Annotated in this window: 15 protein-coding genes; 9 read left to right on the forward strand and 6 right to left on the reverse strand. The window is 52.1% G+C overall.

What is annotated here, in order from left to right:
* Window positions 1-890: 890 nt before the first annotated feature.
* Window positions 891-1,526 carry a sugar transferase gene (locus CFBP5473_RS22805; protein ID WP_051441176.1) on the forward strand — a complete coding sequence of 212 codons (636 nt, stop codon included), beginning with the start codon at window positions 891-893 and terminating at the stop codon, window positions 1,524-1,526.
* A 59-nt stretch (window positions 1,527-1,585) separates the two neighbouring features.
* Window positions 1,586-3,514 carry an acyltransferase family protein gene (locus CFBP5473_RS22810; protein ID WP_157835788.1) on the forward strand — a complete coding sequence of 643 codons (1,929 nt, stop codon included), beginning with the start codon at window positions 1,586-1,588 and terminating at the stop codon, window positions 3,512-3,514.
* 198 nt (window positions 3,515-3,712) lie between these two features.
* On the opposite strand, the gene CFBP5473_RS22815 is transcribed toward CFBP5473_RS22810, so the two are convergent.
* Both CFBP5473_RS22815 and CFBP5473_RS22820 read right to left on the reverse strand, forming a co-directional pair.
* A complete protein-coding gene (locus CFBP5473_RS22815) occupies window positions 3,713-4,882 on the reverse strand; it encodes a polysaccharide pyruvyl transferase family protein (protein WP_027674206.1) in 1,170 nt (389 codons plus the stop codon).
* A gap of 198 nt (window positions 4,883-5,080) precedes the next feature.
* Complete coding sequence (locus CFBP5473_RS22820; protein ID WP_027674205.1) at window positions 5,081-6,502, reverse strand: oligosaccharide flippase family protein; 1,422 nt, start codon at window positions 6,500-6,502, stop codon at window positions 5,081-5,083.
* Between the two features lie 342 nt (window positions 6,503-6,844).
* On the opposite strand from CFBP5473_RS22820, the gene CFBP5473_RS22825 reads away from it, so the two are divergent.
* Window positions 6,845-8,140 (forward strand): O-antigen ligase family protein, encoded by a 1,296-nt coding sequence (locus tag CFBP5473_RS22825; RefSeq protein WP_136954436.1) that lies wholly within the window; start codon window positions 6,845-6,847, stop codon window positions 8,138-8,140.
* Between the two features lie 99 nt (window positions 8,141-8,239).
* Here CFBP5473_RS22825 and CFBP5473_RS22830 read toward each other — a convergent pair whose 3' ends face one another.
* Window positions 8,240-8,578 (reverse strand): hypothetical protein, encoded by a 339-nt coding sequence (locus CFBP5473_RS22830; RefSeq protein ID WP_027674203.1) that lies wholly within the window; start codon window positions 8,576-8,578, stop codon window positions 8,240-8,242.
* A gap of 719 nt (window positions 8,579-9,297) precedes the next feature.
* On the opposite strand from CFBP5473_RS22830, the gene CFBP5473_RS22835 reads away from it, so the two are divergent.
* The 5 genes from CFBP5473_RS22835 to CFBP5473_RS22855 all read left to right on the forward strand — a co-directional run bounded on the left by CFBP5473_RS22835 (window position 9,298) and on the right by CFBP5473_RS22855 (window position 14,478).
* On the forward strand, window positions 9,298-9,780 hold the full coding sequence (locus tag CFBP5473_RS22835; protein ID WP_027674202.1) for a calcium-binding protein: 483 nt from the start codon (window positions 9,298-9,300) through the stop codon (window positions 9,778-9,780).
* Between the two features lie 262 nt (window positions 9,781-10,042).
* Window positions 10,043-11,797, forward strand: a complete 1,755-nt coding sequence (locus CFBP5473_RS22840) for a type I secretion system permease/ATPase (protein ID WP_051441174.1) — start codon at window positions 10,043-10,045, stop codon at window positions 11,795-11,797.
* 7 nt (window positions 11,798-11,804) lie between these two features.
* The gene (locus tag CFBP5473_RS22845) at window positions 11,805-13,103 is read left to right on the forward strand and encodes an HlyD family type I secretion periplasmic adaptor subunit (RefSeq protein WP_027674200.1); all 1,299 of its coding nucleotides are present in this window, start codon (window positions 11,805-11,807) and stop codon (window positions 13,101-13,103) included.
* Between the two features lie 152 nt (window positions 13,104-13,255).
* Window positions 13,256-13,561, forward strand: a complete 306-nt coding sequence (locus CFBP5473_RS22850) for a hypothetical protein (RefSeq protein ID WP_027674199.1) — start codon at window positions 13,256-13,258, stop codon at window positions 13,559-13,561.
* A 317-nt stretch (window positions 13,562-13,878) separates the two neighbouring features.
* Window positions 13,879-14,478, forward strand: coding sequence for a transglutaminase-like cysteine peptidase (locus CFBP5473_RS22855; RefSeq protein WP_234881900.1), 600 nt, complete (start codon window positions 13,879-13,881; stop codon window positions 14,476-14,478).
* Between the two features lie 55 nt (window positions 14,479-14,533).
* Here CFBP5473_RS22855 and CFBP5473_RS22860 read toward each other — a convergent pair whose 3' ends face one another.
* From CFBP5473_RS22860 to CFBP5473_RS22870, 3 genes are all read right to left on the reverse strand, one after another.
* On the reverse strand, window positions 14,534-14,890 hold the full coding sequence (locus CFBP5473_RS22860; RefSeq protein WP_136954437.1) for a hypothetical protein: 357 nt from the start codon (window positions 14,888-14,890) through the stop codon (window positions 14,534-14,536).
* Between the two features lie 92 nt (window positions 14,891-14,982).
* On the reverse strand, window positions 14,983-15,291 hold the full coding sequence (locus CFBP5473_RS22865) for a hypothetical protein (protein ID WP_027674196.1): 309 nt from the start codon (window positions 15,289-15,291) through the stop codon (window positions 14,983-14,985).
* Window positions 15,292-15,534: 243 nt separating this feature from the next.
* Window positions 15,535-17,769, reverse strand: a complete 2,235-nt coding sequence (locus CFBP5473_RS22870; RefSeq protein ID WP_051441172.1) for a methyl-accepting chemotaxis protein — start codon at window positions 17,767-17,769, stop codon at window positions 15,535-15,537.
* A 290-nt stretch (window positions 17,770-18,059) separates the two neighbouring features.
* Here CFBP5473_RS22870 and CFBP5473_RS22875 point away from each other — a divergent pair, with 290 nt between their 5' ends.
* Window positions 18,060-19,931 carry an ABC transporter ATP-binding protein/permease gene (locus tag CFBP5473_RS22875; protein ID WP_051441171.1) on the forward strand — a complete coding sequence of 624 codons (1,872 nt, stop codon included), beginning with the start codon at window positions 18,060-18,062 and terminating at the stop codon, window positions 19,929-19,931.
* Window positions 19,932-19,949: the final 18 nt, after the last annotated feature.

Below are 19,949 nucleotides of genomic sequence, written 5' to 3' on the forward strand. Positions count from 1 at the left end.
ACCTTACTTCATAAGTATAGTTATCGAAATATACGTGCTTTTCACAATCTTACTGTAAAGATGTTGCAACGCGAAGAGGGCTGGTCCTCTTCCAGGGTCTCTTAAAATCGGCATTTTAACCCTGTCGCCGTAACCGAAGCTCGGCGAGCGTGATTGATCAAGCGGTAGTGGGACCAAAGTTTTGGGTTCACGCTTGTTCATTGTGAGGAGTGTAAAGCGAGTTCCACAGCAATACTCGCAGCTACTTACGGCTCACTCGTTATAATTGCGCAACTCCATCACGAATATTTTGAGCACGCGAACGCGCGTCGTGGGCAAGCTTTGGGATGCCTCTTGGAGAGCAAGTGTCATCAGAGTCTGCAGTTTTCTTTTACATTGCAGGCAGGACGCGCAACGCAGAGGCGCATATTTGTCATAGCTCTCTTATGGCGTCAGTAATTTCTTCGCTCAAATATTAGAATAAGATAATTTACTTGCTCGCAGTTGAATATTTCTACCCAATCCTTCGATTTCCAAATTTTTTCGGCGAAAATAGGTTTTTATCGAGTGTATCGGCCCGAATCGACCAGAAAATTATCGAAGATTCTGCAAAAACTGGGGTTTTTCTTGATTGTGACAGAAATATTTTCGTCGCCTGTACCGTTATTCAGTCTAGCGGAAATGCGTGTCTTTTATGCATCTCGCGTCGGCGATTAACTACATTGTTCACTAAGTATTGACTCAGTAATGCGATATTGGTTTATAAACTATTAACGAAGCGCCTATCGGCTGTAGGGCGTGGCTCAAGTTCACGTTCAAGTCGTTAGCCTGGTATTCTTTTATTTGTGTAACTGATTGATCCGCCGGCTCCTAACCGCGGCTCATAATCACGAAACGATGGAGCTTTCTTTATGAAGTATGCAACAGCTCTTCCAACTGGCGGACTGGCAAAGCGAAGCTTGGACGTAACAGTTGCAATCTGTGCACTCGTCCTTTTCGGTCCGATATTCTTGATGATCATGGCGCTGGTCAAGTTCAGCGACAACGGACCGGCTTTCTTTGGACACGAGCGCGTTGGTCACAATGGGCAGAAGTTCAAATGCTTGAAGTTCCGGACAATGGCAGTGAACGGCGACGAGCTGCTTCGCAGCCATCTGCGTGACAACCCTGAGGCTGCTGCCGAATGGAAGGCGACCCGCAAGCTGAAAGACGATCCGCGCGTTACCGCCGTCGGCAGGGTTCTGCGTAAGTTGAGCCTCGATGAGCTGCCTCAGCTTATCAACATTATTCGCGGCGAAATGAGTGTCGTCGGTCCGCGCCCCGTCGTTGATGAAGAATTGCGGGCTTATGACAGTTCCGCTGTCTACTATCTTCGCACACGACCGGGCCTGACGGGCCTGTGGCAGATTAGCGGCCGCAATGACGTATCTTATGAGAGCCGGATCGCTTTCGATACGCAATATGTCCAGACCTGGTCCTTGATCCAGGACCTGGCCATCATCCTGAAGACAATTCCAGCAGTCTGCATGGCACGCGGTAGCTATTAGTACCGCCAACCCCTCTATACACGAAAGCCCATCCGGGCACGATAAAAGGCTATCGCACCGTGAGTGATCTGAGTAAATCGGCAGCACATGGCGGTTATCGAAATGATATCGATGGTCTGCGCGCAATAGCGGTATTATCGGTTGTTTTCTATCACTATAAATTCGCCTTCTTGTCAGGCGGGTTTACCGGAGTAGACATATTTTTCGTTATTTCGGGCTACGTTATCGCAAAGTCGATATTTGTGGAGCTGGAGAGGGGAGAGTTCAGCGTCTCCCATTTCTACTTCAAGAGAGTTCGACGGATCATACCCGCCTTGTTCGTCGTCTATCTGCTGACGTCAATCGCGGCAGCTATCATTCTGCTCCCAAGAGATTTTATCTCATTTTCCAAAAGCCTGATCGCATCGGCAACCTTCGTATCGAACATTTTCTTCTGGAAATCGTCCGGATATTTCAATCCACTGGCTGAAAACCAGCCGCTTCTGCACACCTGGTCGCTCTCTGTTGAAGAGCAGTATTATGTGTTTGCGCCGCTTTTATTCGCATTTCTCTACCGCCGTCAGGCGGGAAAAAAGCTTACGATTTTGGTGTTGGCCACCCTTTCGCTTTTTTCCTTTGCGCTGGCTATCACAGCAATTTATGCGGCACCTACGGCAGGCTTTTTTCTGCTTCCCACTCGCCTCTGGGAGCTGCTTATCGGTGCCACGCTTGCGGTTCAATCGAGCCATTTTGGCTTGAAGCTCAAAGGTGTTCCAAACTCGCTTTTGAGCTTCGCCGGGCTGGGCCTGATTGTTTTCGGGCTTGTCACGATTGGCAGTGCAGATCCTTTTCCAGGTTGGAACGCACTGTTTCCCTGTGTCGGAGCGGCGTTGATAATCTTAGCCGGTACAACCGAGCGCCGGCCTCTGGTCAATCGCCTGCTCGCAACTCGCCTGCCCGTCGGCGTCGGAAAAATTTCCTTTTCGCTGTACCTGATCCATTGGCCGGTGATCGCTTTCCTGAACTACTATGTCGATGGGACGCTTTCCCCTTATGCTTATTCCGGCTTGATAGTGATGGTTATCGGCCTGGCATATCTTTCCTGGAAGTATGTCGAGCAGCCGTTCAGAACGCTGTCATTCGAACAGATGCGATCTGCTTTTGTAAAAACAGGGATTGGCATCGGTACATTCTCGGTCATCGGGCTTGCCGTCATCGCTGCGAACGGTTTTCCCCAGCGGCAGCCCGGCTTTGTCGAGCAGAAAATTGCAGGACTTGAAGATTGGGGCGGCAATTCATGCTTCCACCAAAATGCAACGACGCTGGAATCCTGGGATCCCGTTCATTGCCAGCGGACGACTGGCTCTACGGGCAACGTTCTCCTTTGGGGAGACTCCTTTGCGGCGCATTATTTGCCGGGTTTATTGACCAACGCTGCACAGTTGGACAAAAACATTTTCCAGTACACCTTTGCAGGTTGTCCGCCAATTCTGTCCTATTATTCGCTTGCCCGCCCCGCCTGCAGCAAATTCAATGCGGAAGCGCTTTCCCTTCTCACGACTTACAATATCAAGACTGTGATTCTGTCCTCTCGCTGGAGCGACGTACCCAAGGCGACGCTCGAGCAGCTTCACGAGACAATCGCGGAGATCAAACGCCACGGTGTGGATGTCATCGTGATCGGCCCCTCTCCCCAGTTTTCCGCTGACGTCCAGCGTCTCGACTATCTTTCCGGTGCCTCGGCGCGTGCTGGTGAAGTTGCTGGCAACGCGGCGAACAGTGAAGAGTCGATGGAAAAAGTCGCCAGTGAAGCAGCCGGTGCGACATTCATCAATCCTATGTCCACACTATGCGTGTCAGACCGTTGCGTATATCGCGTAAACTCCAACTATCTTTACGCCGACTACGGTCATCTTTCGAAATACGGCGCTGACTTCGCCGTTCGTTCCTATCTGTTACCTGCTCTCAAGCATAATGATGCGCCCGTGAAGCTTTCGAATAAGACATAGTGGCAACGGCTACCCCGGCACGAGGCTGAGCCGACGGTGTTATTTTTTTTGCTTACGGCGCGGCAGACTCGCCGTTGCGAAAGATAGGCAGTTCCAGCTCAATAACGATCGGTTAGCCTGACTTGGAAGCATGTTTGCCTCGAAGATCGATCCCTGCCGGAGCAGATGTCTCTCAATCGCAAGCAGTTAGCTTGTATCTCACTTGCAAGACTGCTCGAGCGCGCGTTTCAGCCGTGTAAGCGCCGTCTCCACATGGTGCTGGATATTCTTGCGAACTTGGGACGCGATGTCTGGCTTTTCCAGAACATTTTTTGCCTGCGCAAGTGCTGCCCTGAAGCCAGAGAAGCTGTGTAGCTGCTCTGCGAAAATGTAGAAGCTACGCGCCCCATACATTTCGAAGAGTATCTCTTTCTTTTTGTCAGAAAGAGAATTGTCGGCGGTAGCGGCACCAAGCCCGATGCATATTGCAGGAATCCCTAACCGCCAAGCGTTGACGCAGACATGATAGGTGTCCGTAATGATAAACTTACATCCTGAAAGTTCCGAGAGTATCTTCCCGGTCTCTACGTGCTGATTGGGCACCTGATAGCCGAACGAGCCAGCGAGTGCCCGAATTTTCCGTCGTGTGAAAAACCATGGTATCCACCGCGAGGATTCACCAAGGCTTCGCGCCAGCAGTTTTGCGTAGAGAAGCATCAGAAATTTCGACTTTGTCCGACCGAAATAAACGCCCACACCCTGACGCTGTTCAGCCATCTTAAAGCCTGAGAATCTCTCAAGATCCTCGTCGCTCAGCAAAAACGCGCAGTCGCAGGCGAGCGATGGATCGAGGCCTCTTAGCGGTGACACTTTTGCAGCCGACAATGCATCTCTGAAAAACACGCCTGCGGCGTTTTTGAAGAGCCTCTCCGAGAACAGCTGATACGCTTGATCGACGTCGTCCTCCGCCCGATTTGTGATGATCGTGCTGCCGAAAATGATCGCCCGGTTAATCCGGTCTTCCTCAAGCCGGGACAGAAAGATGTACTTGTAATAGTCGCTTTGAAACCCGGTTTGACCTTCCTGGGACAGGCTCTTGTTCCACGAGCCCCTATCCTTCTCAAGGTATGACAGGGAATGAAGAAAATCTCCCCAAAACAGAAATACGTCTGATTTCAGGTATTCTTCCTGGTGATCGATGATATCCAAATAAGTAAATGGAATTTCCGATTCAGGATAAGAGTACTCGTTTAACTTTCCATATGTATAAAATTTAACGATATTTGGATGCGCCAGTTTTGACAACGTGACGTGCGCCGCCAAATCTACGGTCAGCATGCCTGTATTACGTTCGGGAGGAAGCGCGCAAATTACAGCAATTGTTTTCATTTACTGTACATCTTCCCCTGTAACGATTGACCAGATTTCAAAGAAATTGACGAAAACTATCTTCAAGCCGTATAGGTTCTGGCTGATACAGCGTCAAGTCACTGCTCGTCCAATCTACTCGACATGAAAGACCGGAATTGGTTGAACGGTTCGGATTTCTGCCTCGTTATTTCCAATAACCAACAGAAATCCGCAGTTTTAGCTGTTCAAGGCAGATAGCCCTTTGCGGAGTGTCGCATAACCAGCAGCCATCGATGTGACGATTGCGATGATTGTCAGGCCTGTGACACATGGAATCCACAGATACCATTGGGTGCGCAGTTCAGAGGCGAAAACCCAGTAGATGGATGCGGCCAGCAAGGAGATCATCGTCGGGGCGGACATCAGCGTAATGAACCGGATGCGCGATAGGCTCAGGAGACTTAGAATGCTGTTTATGTTTCGTGGAACGATCAGAGCAACGGCAACTGCAAATGCGCCCGCGATGTAAGTTGTGCCACCGACGGCGAATATGGCGAGCAGCAGGCACCAGGCGAGCGCGAATTCGATGGCCAATCTCATTTGGCTGCGGACTTGACCCAAGACGATGCGGATCGTGACCGCCAGCGTTCCAATCAGTTGATAACCCGCAAATGGCGCTATCAAGGCAAACAGATAGCCCGATTCCGTCCACTTGTTTCCGAGCACAAGGGAAAATATCTCCTGATGGGCGGCCGACGCTAAAAACAGCATAGGAAGCATGAAGGCAGCGACCAGATAGGATATCGCAAGATAGACCCCGCCGAGCTTTTCCTTGTTTTCCCGAAATGGCAGGAGATGGGTGTATATCACGTAGTTGAGCGGCCCCGTCAGGATGCGGCCGGGTAACCGGGCGAACAGGAACGCCATGGAGAATATCCCTGCCCCGACTGCGCCAAGCGCGTGACCTATTATGATCAACTCGAGCGACTGGGACAGGTTCGTTGCGAGATTGCTGAAGAGCATGCTGCGCCCGAACACGATGTGCTCCCTCAGGCACGCCAATGAGAAAACAAAGCTTGGTTTGAACCGGGACGCTATGAAGGTAAAGGCGGCGCGGATGGAGTACTGCGCCAATTGCTGGAGGACCAGAGACCATATGCCAGCGCCGTTCAAAACACCGACGAGAGCAGTTGTGAGGCCCGCTGCCATAGCGACGACTTCAATGATGGCAATGGTCGTGAATTTTCCCCGTTTTTGCAGTTTCACGCCCGGTATTGCGCTGATGGCCTGGAGAAATGCGATAAGCGCCAGTCCTCTGGTAATGGGCCCGAGATCAGGCTCTGCAAATATGATCGCAAGCCCTGAGGCGCCAAACAGCGCCACCAAAGCCAGAACCACACCGATGATCGCCGTGAGCCAAAATGCGCTGGACCAGACAAGAGAGTTATTTTCATCTTCTTTGATCAGCGACTGCCCTACCCCCGCATCCGCAAAGATAACGAGCAGAAGAACGATCGGGATGGCAAGTGTTACAGTTCCGTATTCATGCGGGCTCAGAAAACGTGCCAATATTGGCATGACGAAGAACTGAGCGGCAATTCGAAGAATTGAAATCGAAGACATCGACATGGTGCCAAAGGCGATTTTTTTTAAGGACACTCGGCACCCTGATGTTTGTGATCGACTTAAGCCTGAACTTCGAAGTTGCAGGCTAGAAAAGATGATTTGAGCTTACATAGCCTGAACGCGAACAGGCTGCCATCCAAATACTTTAGGAACGATACCTCCGCGTGTCTTATAAGCATCGAATGAAACGATGCACTGATGCCATGCCAATATTGCAGGAAAATTAATCTTGGTTGGCCCTCATGGTCCAGTAGATCGCGCTGGCAAAAAGGGGTATTGGTCCTTTAAATGTGTTGAGAGTTCCGAACACATTGTTCATCCGCCAAATTAACCGACGTGCTGTCGAAGACATTCCGAATTTTCAGGTAATTCACCGTGTACCAATCACATCAGGGAGTGCAGACTAGCTCACGGGTTGATGATATCGGGCAGTTCGCATTTCCGTTCGTAACTTTTCTAGGTCTTACTCTCAGCCCGGGCTTCGGCACCATTGCAATAGTTTTCTTTCTATTGCCCTCTGCGGCGCTTCTCCTGCTGAAGTCCAAAAATTTCAGGATTCAGGGCCACATAGAAACGCCGGGTCTTTTCCTTCTTTTCATGATGCCAGCGCTTTTTCTGGCATCCACATTCTGGTCCAACCATCCTGTTCTTACATTTCGGCTTGCAGCCGAGGCCTTGCTGTCTTGTGGTGTGGTGTTCCTGCTCACAAGTTCGGTGCGGCTTAGAACACTGGTATGGGCTTTCTTCTTTGCCCAGTTGCTATCTGTGGGAGCGAGCGTCCTCTCCGGTAAGACCGCGATTATATATGAGACGCAGCAGGCCGCTTATGTCGGTTATTACGGCAGCAAGAATTACCTGGCCTACGCGGGGCTCGTGCTTTTCGTTCTGTCTGTTACCGCAGCGGGAATAAGCAAGAGTATTCAAAGTTGGCTGATAGCCTGTTTCGGTGTGGGCCTTGCTCTGCTGACGCTCGTTCTAACGATTTCAGCAGGAGCCGCGATCTCATTTCTGCTTCTCGTGATGACGTATTGCGTGTTGACAGTTGTCAGGTTGATCAACGTCAAGGCGCGAGGGCAATTTTTATTCGCATCCATCATCATAGTATTGTGTATCGTCTGTCTGGCAGGTTTGGTTTTTGGCGATGAGAACGGGCTGACAGGCGCACTACTCGAAATGATGGGTAAGGATGCCACGCTGACCGGGCGAACCGATTTATGGGACTACGCAGCGCGGCTTATTCAGCAGCGGCCCTTGTTCGGTATCGGCTATCAGGCTTTCTGGGTTCAAAATGACGCGGCCCCGGAAGCGCTTTGGGATGCTTTCCACATTCCAACCAGAAGCGGCTTTCATTTTCATAACCAATTCTACGCAACGGCGGTGGAGTTGGGCTATTTCGGTGTGGCTGTCACATTTCTTTATGTGGCGACGCTCGTGATTGTCTGCGTCCGCACGGTTATGTTGCATTATAATGCTCTAACGGTGTTTCTGCTGCAAATCATCGTGTTGACGATGTCTCGCATCTCTACAGAGGTCGATCTTCTGGCACCGTTTTCGATTGGTTGGATTTTGACCCTGTTTGTGGTCGCCTATCTGTTCAAACTGGATCGCGTGACAGCACGGAAGCGCAACACTTCGAGCTTGGACAATCATACGGCCGCAACTGTTCCCTGATCCGATTTATTCTTGAAAATCATAATGCTGGGTTTTGATCAGGCCTGAGTTCGTCACTCAAGCCATCTAAGCGATCAAGAGACGTCGAAACTTCCTAAATCAGGCAACCAAGGCGTGAATAGAGCGCATGAAAAGTGCGGGCCGTTCCACGATTTCGATCAGCGGCACAAGCTGATCAAGGGAGTGATTGGCATCGAACACAATTTCAGGCAGGCGGAGCCTTTTAAATATCTCGAGGGTTTCCGGGCCTGGCGGAGGCGTGTGTCCAGAAACGAAACGGGGCGCGATCAGTCTGGTCGGCAATCGGATGCCTTTGTCCGCGACATCGACCCATGCCGGCACGAGCCAGCTTCTGTTCTGCCAGTTTACGTAGTCGATACTCATCGTGGTTTTGCCAATCGGAAGCAATACCCAACCTGCCAGCTCAATCTCTTTCACTGGATTTCCCCATTCGATGTTTATGAAAGCAAGTGTGTCCCGCTTATCTTCATTAATGCTTAGATATACGAGAAATCAAGCATAATAAATTGTATGCTGCGGATGAAGATAAGGTCAAAAAAAGTCTGGATGGCGCTTTAAAGCATCCTCTAAAATTACCTTATTGAAATTTCACGCTATTTTTCTTCACGCTGACAGTACCCATTTAAAGACTGGCTCAGCTTTTTACGAGTTTCTTTCGTTTCACCTGAGTTTCCAAGTTGGCATTCCGCCGCCTCAGTATAGCTGCGCAGAAGCTGACTAGTTTTTGTTGTCACTGCATCAGGTTCCGTTGGCCGCTAATAGCAACTATGATCGTCGTTTTAAAAATTTAAAAAGTAGACGGATAGAATGTATCAACTTGATAATTCAACCTTTAGTTATAAAGATAAATAAGTATTGTTCTGTAAATAAAGGTTGAATTCTCAAGTGTATATTAGTGAATATAATTATTTACCCTGTTTATGGATCATTGAGCGCACCTCGGACTTCATAATCAAGCAAATTCCAAAAATAGTCGCCGATAAATGTATTTAAGCGAATCAACTGGTTATGCTGCGCCTTAACGTTACTGTTAAAAAAGTTTCAATAACTTCCTCTTCGCTTTGATTGACAATAATTTAACGGATCGTTAACGGTCATCTGCCGGTTTTACAAATAAATATACAATGGAGAGAACTATGTCTATAAAGTACACTGCAGGTGGATACCTGGGCTCTGGTGAATCCAACGACGTTCTTGTTGCTACTGGCGGCGCTGCGCATCTGGACGGCGGTCGTGGTAGCGATAACCTCAACGGCGGCAAGGGTGACGACATCCTTCAGGGCGGCAAGGGCAATGACTACATGTACGGCGGTGGCGGTAACGACACGTTCCTGTGGCTCGCCTCTGACGTAGACGGCAGCACCGACAAGATTTTCGACTTCGGTGGCGCTGGTGAAGCCAGTGGCGACCGCCTGACGTTCCGCGGTATGGGTGTCGATTCCACACTCAACCTCGTGTCTCACACAGCTGGCGTCGACGGTCACGTGATCTACAAGTATGACCTTTTTGACAGCAACACTGGACAGCACAACTATATCTCGATTGAATCCGTAAACGGCAAGCCTCTGACTGCAGACGACTATGCCTTCTACGGTTCTGTGCCGAACGCCGCCGTCTAAAACCAATTCGCGTTATTATATTTCCGTCGCGAAATTTTCGCACTGATGGATGCGATCAATTACGCAGGGTTGCTGTGCGACCCTGCGTATTTTCGAGAATAGAAAGTAGCGCGATCTCAAGAAAACCGGATTGATTTCGTGCGACTTCTTCTGGACAGGAATTAACCGTTCTTGTTCACGCTAATAAGAAAATTCCAAATATTAATATCCTGTTAAGGATCGAAGTAAGCTACAAACGGCCTTAGTAGAGGGAAGCGTTAGTATGGCGTTTAAGTTTCAATCTAAGGAAGATTTGACGCGCGAAGCATTTTGTAGAAGTCGATCCGGCCTTGTAGCAATCGGTTTAGCAAGTGCGTTGATCAATGTGCTTTACTTGACCAGTTCATTCTTCATGTTGCAGGTCTATGACCGCGTCATTCCAAGTCACAGCATTCCGTCCTTGATCGCGCTGGGAATACTTGCCGCGGCTTTGTATGCTTTTCAGGGCGCTTTCGAGCTTTTCAGAAGCCGTATGCTGACGCGCGTATCGGGTGTGTTCGACGAGGTTTTGGGTCAGCGCGTTTTCAAGGTGATGCTCAAAACGCCGATCAAGACCAGCGGTGCGAATGACGGCCTCATGGTCATGAGAGACTTCGATCAGGTCCGAACCTTTTTATCGGGCACTGGTCCTGCGGCCTTTTTCGATCTTCCATGGATGCCGATTTACATCGGGATCTGCTTCCTGTTTCACCCGGTCGTCGGCATCATCGCGGTGTGCGGCGCGCTCATTTTGATCTTCATCACAGTTCTTACGAACCTCACTGCACTGGCCGCCGATCGCAAGGTCCATGATGTCTGGAATCAGCGAAACGTGTTGATGGGCGCGGCATTGCGGAATGCCGAGGTCGTTGAAGCGATGGGTATGAGCAATGATCTGGCGCGGGACTGGGAGGATTATAATAAGCGGTATAGGACGTTGTGCAGAAACAGTGCCGACAGCGGCAGTGCTTATGCCATAGTATCCAAGATTTTCCGTATAGCCTTGCAGTCTGGCGTATTAGCCGCCGGTGCCGTACTTGTTATCGAAAATCAGGCTTCTGGCGGTATCATTATCGCGTCGTCGATCCTGACGTCACGCGCGCTCGCGCCTGTCGAACAGGTCATCGCCAGCTGGCGCGGTTTCGTACTGGCGCAGCAATCCTGGAAGCGCATAAGAGAGATTTTCGATACAATACCTGAGGTCTCCCAACCGCTCACGCTCCCGGCGCCGAAAGAAACATTGTCGGTTCAAAAGCTGTCGACCGGCCCGGCGAATGCGCAACAGGCGATTGTTTCTGACATTAGCTTTACACTGCATGCCGGTAGTGCTGTGGGCATTATCGGCCCCAGCGCGTCGGGAAAATCGTCGCTTTCGCGGGCGCTTACGGGTATCTGGCCGATCTATCGCGGTTCCATGAGACTGGATGGTGCGGCACTCGATCAGTGGGATGAATCTTCGCGCGGTCAGCATATCGGATATCTTCCGCAGGGTATCGAGTTGTTCACCGGCACGGTCTCACAGAATATTTCCAGATATAGGCAAGACGCTACGCCGGAGGCCGTTGTGGCCGCTGCACGTGCAGCGCGCGTGCATGACCTCATTCTCAATCTGCCGCAGGGTTACGACACGGATATCGGGCTGAACGGTTCCCTGTTGTCCGCCGGTCAACGTCAGCGCATCGCACTGGCACGGGCTCTTTATGGCAACCCTTTTCTGGTCATTTTGGATGAACCCAATTCAAACCTCGACACGGAAGGCGAGGAAGCGCTCAGCACCGCAATCAGCGACGTTCGTGCCCGTGGTGGAATTGTGATCGTGATTGCACACCGTCCAAGCGCGCTGGTTGCGGTCGATCATATTCTCATGATGAAAGATGGCAGAGCCGTTGCATTCGGGCCGAAGGAGGATGTGCTTCCGAAATTCCTGCGCAGGGACAGCGTCATGGCCGCAGAATCGAGGCCTGTCACGCTGAAGGTCGTTGGCGAAGGCCAGGAGTGAAGAGCGAATGAACGTACCGTCTCAAAAATCACTTCGCCGACATGTCTTCGGGGTCGTCAGTCTCAGCATCATTCTGGTCGGGGGACTAGGAGGCTGGGCAGCGACAGCGAAATTATCGAATGCAGTCATCGGTGACGGCACGGTCGTTATCGATGATAATGCCAAGAAGATACAGCATCTTACCGGCGGCATCGTATCCGAAATCGCAGTAAAGGAAGGCTCCCATGTCAAGGTGGGGGACCTTTTGCTGAGCCTTGATGGCACCGCGGTTCGTGCCAGCCTCGGCATTGTGGACAGCACGCTTGCGCAACTTTATGCGCGACGCGCAAGACTGAAAGCCGAGCGTGTCGGCAAGGAAAGTTTTACGGCGGAGGATCTGGCCGCCGAGTCTGTCGATATCGATGCCAATCGCAGCTTGATCGATGGTGAGCTCCAGCTGTTTGCCACACGCCAGTCCGCTCTTGTCGGCATGAAAAAGCAGTTGAAAGAACGCAAGAACCAGCTTGCCGAAGAGATTTTCGGGATAGGCGAGCAGATCAAGTCGATCGATAACGGCTTATCGATTATCGATGAAGAATATAAAGCGACGAATTCACTCTACGCACAGCAACTCGTCACCATGCAGCGGGTGAACGTGTTGAAACGCCAGCGTGTTGATCTGGAGGGAAGCCGCGGTGAGCGCGTTGCCGCCCGCGCGCAGGCGGAAGGGAAGATCAGCGAGATCGATCTTCAGATTCTCCAGCTCGATGAGGATCGGCGCACGGAAAACGCGAAGGAACTGACGCAGGTTGAATCCGATATTGCCCAATCGGAGGAGCGCCGGGTTGCATTGCAGGACCAGCTGAAGCGCCTGGAGCTACATGCACCGATGGATGGGCGCATCTATCAGATGACGGTTCACACCGTCGGCGGGATCGTTAATCCGGGCGATGCCTTGATGTTGCTGGCACCCGATGCGCGCGCCCTAACCGTGGAAGCGAAGATCGCTACACGGAACATCGATCAGATTTTCCCCGGACAGTCAGTCAACATTCGCTTCGCGGCATTCGATCAGAGAACGACGCCTGAAGTTGCCGGAACGGTATCCTCGATTTCCCCTGATGCGGTGACGGATCAGCGAAGCGGCCTAACCTACTACCCCATCCGGATTTTACCTGATGACGAGGGCGTCAAAAAACTGCAGGGATTGACGTTGTATCCGGGTATGCCCGCAGAAGTCTTCATAAAGATCGCAGACCGATCTGTGATATCCTATTTCTCGAAACCGCTTATGGACCAAATCAACCATACTTTCCGAGAGGATTAAGCAAATTCGTTGCGCAGCCTCTTCCAAGGAGGAGGCTGTCAGAATTTACGAGTTGTGCTGTAAAGGAACATGGAGCGGAGCTAGTATTGGGGAAGCAAATTTGCTACCTCAATAGAAAGCATAGTTCGCGTTTGAATTTTGAGAGATCATTCATGGCCGTTCGTCGCAGAATTTTAGGAATTACTCTCTTTCTCGCATCGGCAGCGCCGTTCGCCCATGTTGCATATGCTGCGGATTACATCGAGTCAGGCTCGGCTCGCTCGTCAAGCTACCAGAGCTCGTACGTGCGCTATTCCGCAGAGGATTGTTCTAATCTGCTGATCATCGACGATTCCGGGCGGCGGGTCGTCAGATTGTGCCATCCGCCCCTCAATCTCGATCCTCGCGGCAACTTCGAACCTGGCTCATCTGGCGGAACCAGCATCACCTATAGCAGCTCTTCGACCGTCGTAAACTGAACGGCTGATAGCGGCAATTATGCCATTTGCGATTTTCCAATCGCGGTTTTCGCTTATGATGACTGCGTTTTCGACGCTTGTTCAGGCACATATCGGAAAACTATGTGTCTGTTTTCATCGTAACGGCATAGCCCGAAACTCTCCTCTTACTGGCCATAGTAAGAGCATCACATTTTTTACCAAAGCAATTGCCGGGTGTTTTGTTGCGCGGATAAAATGCAACTAGATAAAATGCGAACAATCCGACTAAATCGCCCTTAAAAGCCCAATGCTACAAACAGGCCATCAAAAAACGAAATATGCGAGGTCAGCATATCATGATGGCAGGTCGATTTATCAAAGTAGCGGGCACCGCCCTTGCTTTAATTTTGAGTGGAAATGTTGCAAACGCAGCCTCTCCGGCCGGAATGGGCCGGTCGCTTCACTTGCCTCCGGCAAGTTCATTTATCAGCACCTCGCGCGCGACGCTCGCGCCATTTGCTTTCGTTCGCTTCTGCCGCAGCAATCAGGCGGACTGCGCCGCGGAAAGCGGTGAGTCGATTGTCAACCTGACGGCAGAAAATCGCCGGAAGCTGCAGTCCGTCAACTCGTCTGTTAATCGCTCCATCAAGCCGGTCAATGACTCTCAATCGCAAGGAGATGTCTGGGCTGCAGACGTCACTTCGGGGGATTGCGAAGATTTCGCGCTGACGAAACGCCGCCACCTTATTGCTCAGGGTTGGCCAGCACGCAGCCTTAGGATTGCCGTAGCACGAACCAGATCCGGCGAAGGACACGCCGTGTTGGTGGTCAAAACCTCGGAAGGCGATCTCGTTCTCGATAACCGGTTTTCCGCCATACGTGCCTGGGATAAGACTGATCTTATCTGGGAGAAGATTCAGTCCGGAGAAAATCCCCGCCTCTGGTTCGACATTTAAATCAAACGGAAGATGCTGGGCCTCTGTTGTTGAGGCCCGGTATCAAAAATCTCGTTTAGAAATCATATCCGAGATAAACCGAGCCTTTATTTCCACAAATATCGACTTCTTTACTTTGTAGAGGCCGACGGCGATAATTTTTCTTGCGCTTGTCTGCCGGATTGTTGAGATCGTACTGAAACGTGAACTTGCAGTCCTGGTAGCTATTGTCCACGCTGACAACGGCTTGAGCGTTGCGTTGCAACGGCGTATTGAGGATGTTGAACGAGCGCGCCACGAGATCGGTCGGCCAGGCGTATAGACGATAAATCGTTCCAGTTGCCTTATTGGAAATCGTGATTTGATCTGCCGCCGCATGTGACGCGATGGAAAGCACGATTGCTACACTCAAAGCATAACGCATAAGTACCATTTGACGCCCTTAGTGCCGAGGCATGATAGAGAAAGATTTGAGTTCGTCGTGCCCGTCTAGGGCATAGGTCATGTCAAATAAATTCGATTATTCTAGTTGCCGATAATTTCGCGATTTCCGTTTCGATCTATCAGCTCGAGCCGCGTTCCGTCAAAAAGGACATCCGCGCAATCGACTGAATTTCGCTTGCGCACGCAAATCTTTCCATCGGTGATTTTGTAACCCGTCGAACTACCTTCGAGATATTGATAACCGTCCGTTCCATCCTTCAAGCTACCTGCTCTTTGAAGATGTTGCCGGATTTCCGTTTCAGTGGCTGTCCGAAGCTTGTCAGAGGATTGAGCTGCGCCTGCCGGGGACGCAACGGCAACCAATAGAACTAAAATATTAGACAATCGCATCGCTCGACTCCGAAGCTTAATCCAAGAGCATTCGACTACTTATGGGACGATGAAAACTCGTTTACTTTCATCATGTCTCTCGTTCAAAGGCAACTATCTCGAACCGATCAAAAACTCCACACTGCGACTATTCTCTCTGCGACCTTGAAGTTGCATCCATTCTTTTGCGATCAACCAATGAGATAAGCGACTGCCTTCAAAGGCTGTCGATTTCGTCGGATAGCTCTCGAAGCGGTGACGTGGTTAAGCCGCAGTGCGGACTGCAAATTGAGAGCGCTGGCCATGCTCCACTTCAAACTGAGAAAGGAGATCGGAAAGTCGCATGCTCTCCTGAGCAAGACCGGCACCGGCAGCGTTCATCTCTTCCACCATTGCGGCGTTCTGCTGGGTCATATGATCCATTTGATTGACGGACGTGTTGATCTCGGAGAGGCCCGATGCCTGCTCACGGGCAGATACAGCAATGGCATCCATATGCTCATTGATAGCAGCGACGAGTCCTGCAATCTCCTTAAGTCCGTTTCCGGTGTCGTTGACCAGCGTTACACCCTCCCTGACCGCGGCTTCGGAATTGCCAATCAACGTTTTGATCTCCTTTGCGGCATTCGCAGAGCGCTGCGCGAGCTCCCGCACTTCCTGGGCAACGACCGCGAAACCTTTGCCCGCCTCGCCAGCACGCGCCGCTTCGACACCGGCGTTGAGTGCAAGAAGATTGGTCTGGAAGGCGATGTCGTTAATGACACTGATAATCTGGCCAATCTGCTGTGACGCCGTCTCGATCTTACCCATGGCATTGATGGCGTCGGATACGACCGAGCTCGAAACTTCTGCGCGTTCGGTTGCGTGGCGAACCATCTGACGCGCTTCACCGGCGCGCTCCGATGTCTGCTTCACATTGGTCGTGACTTCTTCCAGTGCGGCCGCGGTTTCTTCCAGGGAGGCGGCCTGTTGCTCGGTTCGCTTGGCAAGTTGATCGGATGCACTCGAAATTTCGGTACTGCCGGTTCGCACGGTCAAGGCGGATTTATTGACGCCTTCAAGCGCTTCGCCCAATTGGCGAACCGAACTATTGAAATCATGACGCAGCGCTTCGAAACGTTCGGCAAAAGCGCTGTCGATCTGGCAGGAGAGATCACCCGAAGCCAAGCGACGGAGACCTGTCGCAAGGTTCGAGGTGGCCTGTGTCAGGCGCTCATCCGCTTCTTTTTCGACACGTTGCTGTATTTCAAGACGTTCCGCCTCGGAAGCTTCTCGCAGGCGCGCGGCATCCGCTTCCATGTCGCGGTTACGAATGGATGCCTGCTGAAACACCTCTACCGCGCGGGCCATGTCGCCAATTTCGTCGTGACGTTTGGCACCGATGACTTCGACGGACAGATCGCCAGCGGCGAGTTTGCGCATCGTGCCGGTCAGTTGAGTGATCGGATTTGCAATGCGGAAGATGATGGTGGTGAAGCCGATGACGGAGAGGACTAAGGCCACCAGCGTTGCCGCACCATAAATAAAAATGAAACGCGTTGCTCCATCCACTTGGCTCGCTGTCACTGCAGTCATCTCCTTGAGAGAGGCGGAGGCAATTTCCGCAACCGAGGCCTGTGCAGGTGCAGCCGGCTTGCGCCAGTCGTCGACATTCATGATGAATGCCTGACCGGCCTGAGATGCCTTGATGAGAGCTGCCTTCTGTTCGGCATAAGCACCGGAAAAATACATGTCTTCAGCAACTTTGTGCAGGGTGCGGATGCTTTGCGGGGTGGCATCACTGGCCACGATCTGCGAGATGACGTTCCAGGCCAGAGTTACGCGCGCATCTTGAACGGCGATCTCCGCGAGCTTCTCCGATGATAGCGGCTGTCTGGCGATGACGGCGCCAACCAGCGTCGAATTCGCCGTTCCAAGCTGCGTTCTCGATGTCCAGGCAAGCGAGCGCAGTTGCGTGAACGCGGTCATGGCTGGATCGCGTGCGGTAATCGCGGCTTCGACCTGATAGGCTGCCTTTTCCAGATCGACCAGCATCTGGTCAGCCGCTGTAAGCACCGTCTTGCCGAGTGCGGGGTCGCGATCCTGTACGGCCTTCGCCAAGGCCGCATCGACCGGCATACGTAGAGCCAGCCACGCATCATATTTCTGAAAAATAGGCAAAATAGTCGCTTTTAAGCTGGCAGGCTCGGCGCGGTCGGCGAAAGACTTCACGTTGCCGAAAGCTGCATCGAGATCGCGGCGCCCGTCGTCAATGTTCTTGCGCGTGGAAGACATGTCTGCGATTTCAAGCTTGATTGCAGAGGCAAAGCCCCCGCGCTCGCCTCGCATGCCGAGCAGCGCGTCGAATAAGGATTTGTCGAGTTCCGCGAGATCCGATAAGCGCTTGGAGTTCTGCTGGACGGCAATTTCCCCCAAAAGCTGATTGCCCATCAAGCCCATTACCGCCACACTAAAGATGGCGAAAACGCCGACGAGTATGTTTCTCACCGAAAACTTCATTTCAATTCCCCCTTACGATATTCCGTAACAACACGGAGCGCATCGTACCCCAATACGATCCTCAACCGGACTTGGCGGAATTAATGACTTACCAGCATCTAAGACTTCCCTAACAAATGCGAAAACTCATATGATTTATGTCATCTGTCGTCATGCAACTGCGAAATCGGCTTATTTGTTAAGGGCGGGCTCGTTCCAACACTATCTTTTTTCCATCCGCGAAACCAAAACCTGTTCCCAATCGTATAGCGATGAAAACCAACAAAATTTCAGTCTGGTCAGGGGTCTAGATGGTTTCCGAAACTGCGCACATTCAGGATGAAAATGTTGGAGACGAGCTGACGCCAGAGCAGAGGGAAGAAGCGCGCAAAGCGTTTCTGCTGCGCAGATTCTGGATCAGCGCACGCGGCTATTGGAGCCGGGAGGGTGATCGGTTTGCCTGGCCGGTTTGCATCGGGCTGTTGGTGTTGATCGGGCTCAATGTCTGTTTCCAGTATGGTATCAACGTTTGGAACCGAGGCCTTTTCGATGCCATCGAGCAGCGCAATTCTGCGAATGTATATTACCTCGGATCGTTGTTTCCGCTTCTGGTGCTGGGAAGTGTAACACTCGTCACATCGCAGGTTTATGTGCGCATGCTGATCCAGCGGCGTTGGCGCTCTTGGTTGACCAAGGGGCTTATCGGACGCTGGCTTGCCAACGGTCGATATTACCAGCTGAACCTGATCGATGGTGATCATCAAAACCCGGAAGCGCGCATTTCGGAAGATATGCGGATTGCCACCGAGGCTCCGGTGGATTTCACCTCCGGCGTCATTTCCGCGTTCGTTTCGGCGTCCACCTTCATTGTCGTGCTGTGGACAATCGGTGGGGCGCTCACTGTGCCTTTAGGTGGCTCTACCATCACGATCCCAGGCTTTCTCGTCATCGCCGCGATCCTCTATGCGACGATAACGTCAGGCGCGATTGCATTCATTGGCCGCAACTTCGTCCGGGTCTCGGAGACCAAAAATCAGGTGGAGGCGGAATTTCGTTACACGCTGACGCGCGTCCGCGAGAACGGGGAGAGCATTGCTCTTCTAGGCGGAGAGGAGGAAGAGCGGGAGGATCTCTCCCGGCGCTTCGCAAATGTGCGCCAGCAGTGGAGGCTGCTGGCCAATCAATATATGCGAACGACGCTGGTGTCGCACAGTTCGATGCTGATTGCACCGGTCGTGCCTGTTCTTCTTTGCGCGCCCAAGTTTCTCGATGGTAGTATGACACTCGGTCAGGTGATGCAGGCTGCGTCTGCATTCACCATCGTACAGGGCGCCTTCGGCTGGCTGGTCGATAACTACCCTCGTCTTGCAGACTGGAATGCCTGCGCTCGCCGTGTGGCCTCGCTTATGATGTCACTCGATGGGCTCGAGCAGGCCGAGCAGAGCGACAAGGTCGGGCGCGTGCAGCGTGGCGAAACCTCCGGGACGACGATGCTCAGTCTGGAAAACCTGTCCGTTTCGCTCGGCGATGGCACCGCCGTCGTGAAGGAAACACAGGTCGTCATCGAGCCGGGTGAGCGCGTGTTGGTGGCGGGCGAGTCGGGCTCTGGCAAGAGTACGCTGGTTCGGGCCATCTCCGGCCTCTGGCCATGGGGCGGCGGGCATGTCGATTTTCATCCCGATCACCACCTCTTCATGCTGCCGCAGAAGCCCTATATCCCGACAGGCACATTGCGGCGGGCCGTTTCCTATCCGCAGGCCGCGGAGACATGGGAGCACGAGGATATCGGCGTCGCTCTCGAAAAGGTCGGTCTCGGGCAGTTGATCGAAAAGATCGACGATGAAGCGCCGTGGGACCATACGCTTTCCGGCGGCGAAAAACAGCGCCTGGCCTTTGCCCGCCTTCTTCTGCACAAGCCCAACATCATCGTTCTGGATGAAGCCACCTCGGCACTGGACGAGAAAACGCAGGACAAGATGATGGCGATGCTGATTGAGGAACTACCCGATGCAACGGTGCTGAGCGTCGCTCATCGCGTTGAACTGGAAGCATTCCACACCCGCAAGATAACGCTTGAAAAACGCGAAGGCGGTGCACGGCTCGTCAGCGACGTTGGCCTCATGCAGCAGCGCCGTAAGGGCGGTGCTATTTCGCGGCTAATGAAGCGACGGCGGCGCAAATAAGCGGGTCAGCCGCAAAAC

This window comes from Agrobacterium larrymoorei (assembly GCF_005145045.1).
GTDB lineage: Bacteria > Pseudomonadota > Alphaproteobacteria > Rhizobiales > Rhizobiaceae > Agrobacterium > Agrobacterium larrymoorei.

What these genes read in the sequence shown, in the direction of transcription:
- CFBP5473_RS22840 (WP_051441174.1), top strand. Translation starts at nt 10,043, where the DNA reads ATGGCGTTTAAGTTTCAATCTAAGGAAGATTTGACGCGCGAAGCATTT.
- CFBP5473_RS22870 (WP_051441172.1), bottom strand. Translation starts at nt 17,769, where the DNA reads ATGAAGTTTTCGGTGAGAAACATACTCGTCGGCGTTTTCGCCATCTTT.
- CFBP5473_RS22845 (WP_027674200.1), top strand. Translation starts at nt 11,805, where the DNA reads ATGAACGTACCGTCTCAAAAATCACTTCGCCGACATGTCTTCGGGGTC.
- CFBP5473_RS22850 (WP_027674199.1), top strand. Translation starts at nt 13,256, where the DNA reads ATGGCCGTTCGTCGCAGAATTTTAGGAATTACTCTCTTTCTCGCATCG.
- CFBP5473_RS22860 (WP_136954437.1), bottom strand. Translation starts at nt 14,890, where the DNA reads ATGGTACTTATGCGTTATGCTTTGAGTGTAGCAATCGTGCTTTCCATC.
- CFBP5473_RS22805 (WP_051441176.1), top strand. Translation starts at nt 891, where the DNA reads ATGAAGTATGCAACAGCTCTTCCAACTGGCGGACTGGCAAAGCGAAGC.
- CFBP5473_RS22875 (WP_051441171.1), top strand. Translation starts at nt 18,060, where the DNA reads ATGGTTTCCGAAACTGCGCACATTCAGGATGAAAATGTTGGAGACGAG.
- CFBP5473_RS22855 (WP_234881900.1), top strand. Translation starts at nt 13,879, where the DNA reads ATGATGGCAGGTCGATTTATCAAAGTAGCGGGCACCGCCCTTGCTTTA.
- CFBP5473_RS22815 (WP_027674206.1), bottom strand. Translation starts at nt 4,882, where the DNA reads ATGAAAACAATTGCTGTAATTTGCGCGCTTCCTCCCGAACGTAATACA.
- CFBP5473_RS22835 (WP_027674202.1), top strand. Translation starts at nt 9,298, where the DNA reads ATGTCTATAAAGTACACTGCAGGTGGATACCTGGGCTCTGGTGAATCC.
- CFBP5473_RS22865 (WP_027674196.1), bottom strand. Translation starts at nt 15,291, where the DNA reads ATGCGATTGTCTAATATTTTAGTTCTATTGGTTGCCGTTGCGTCCCCG.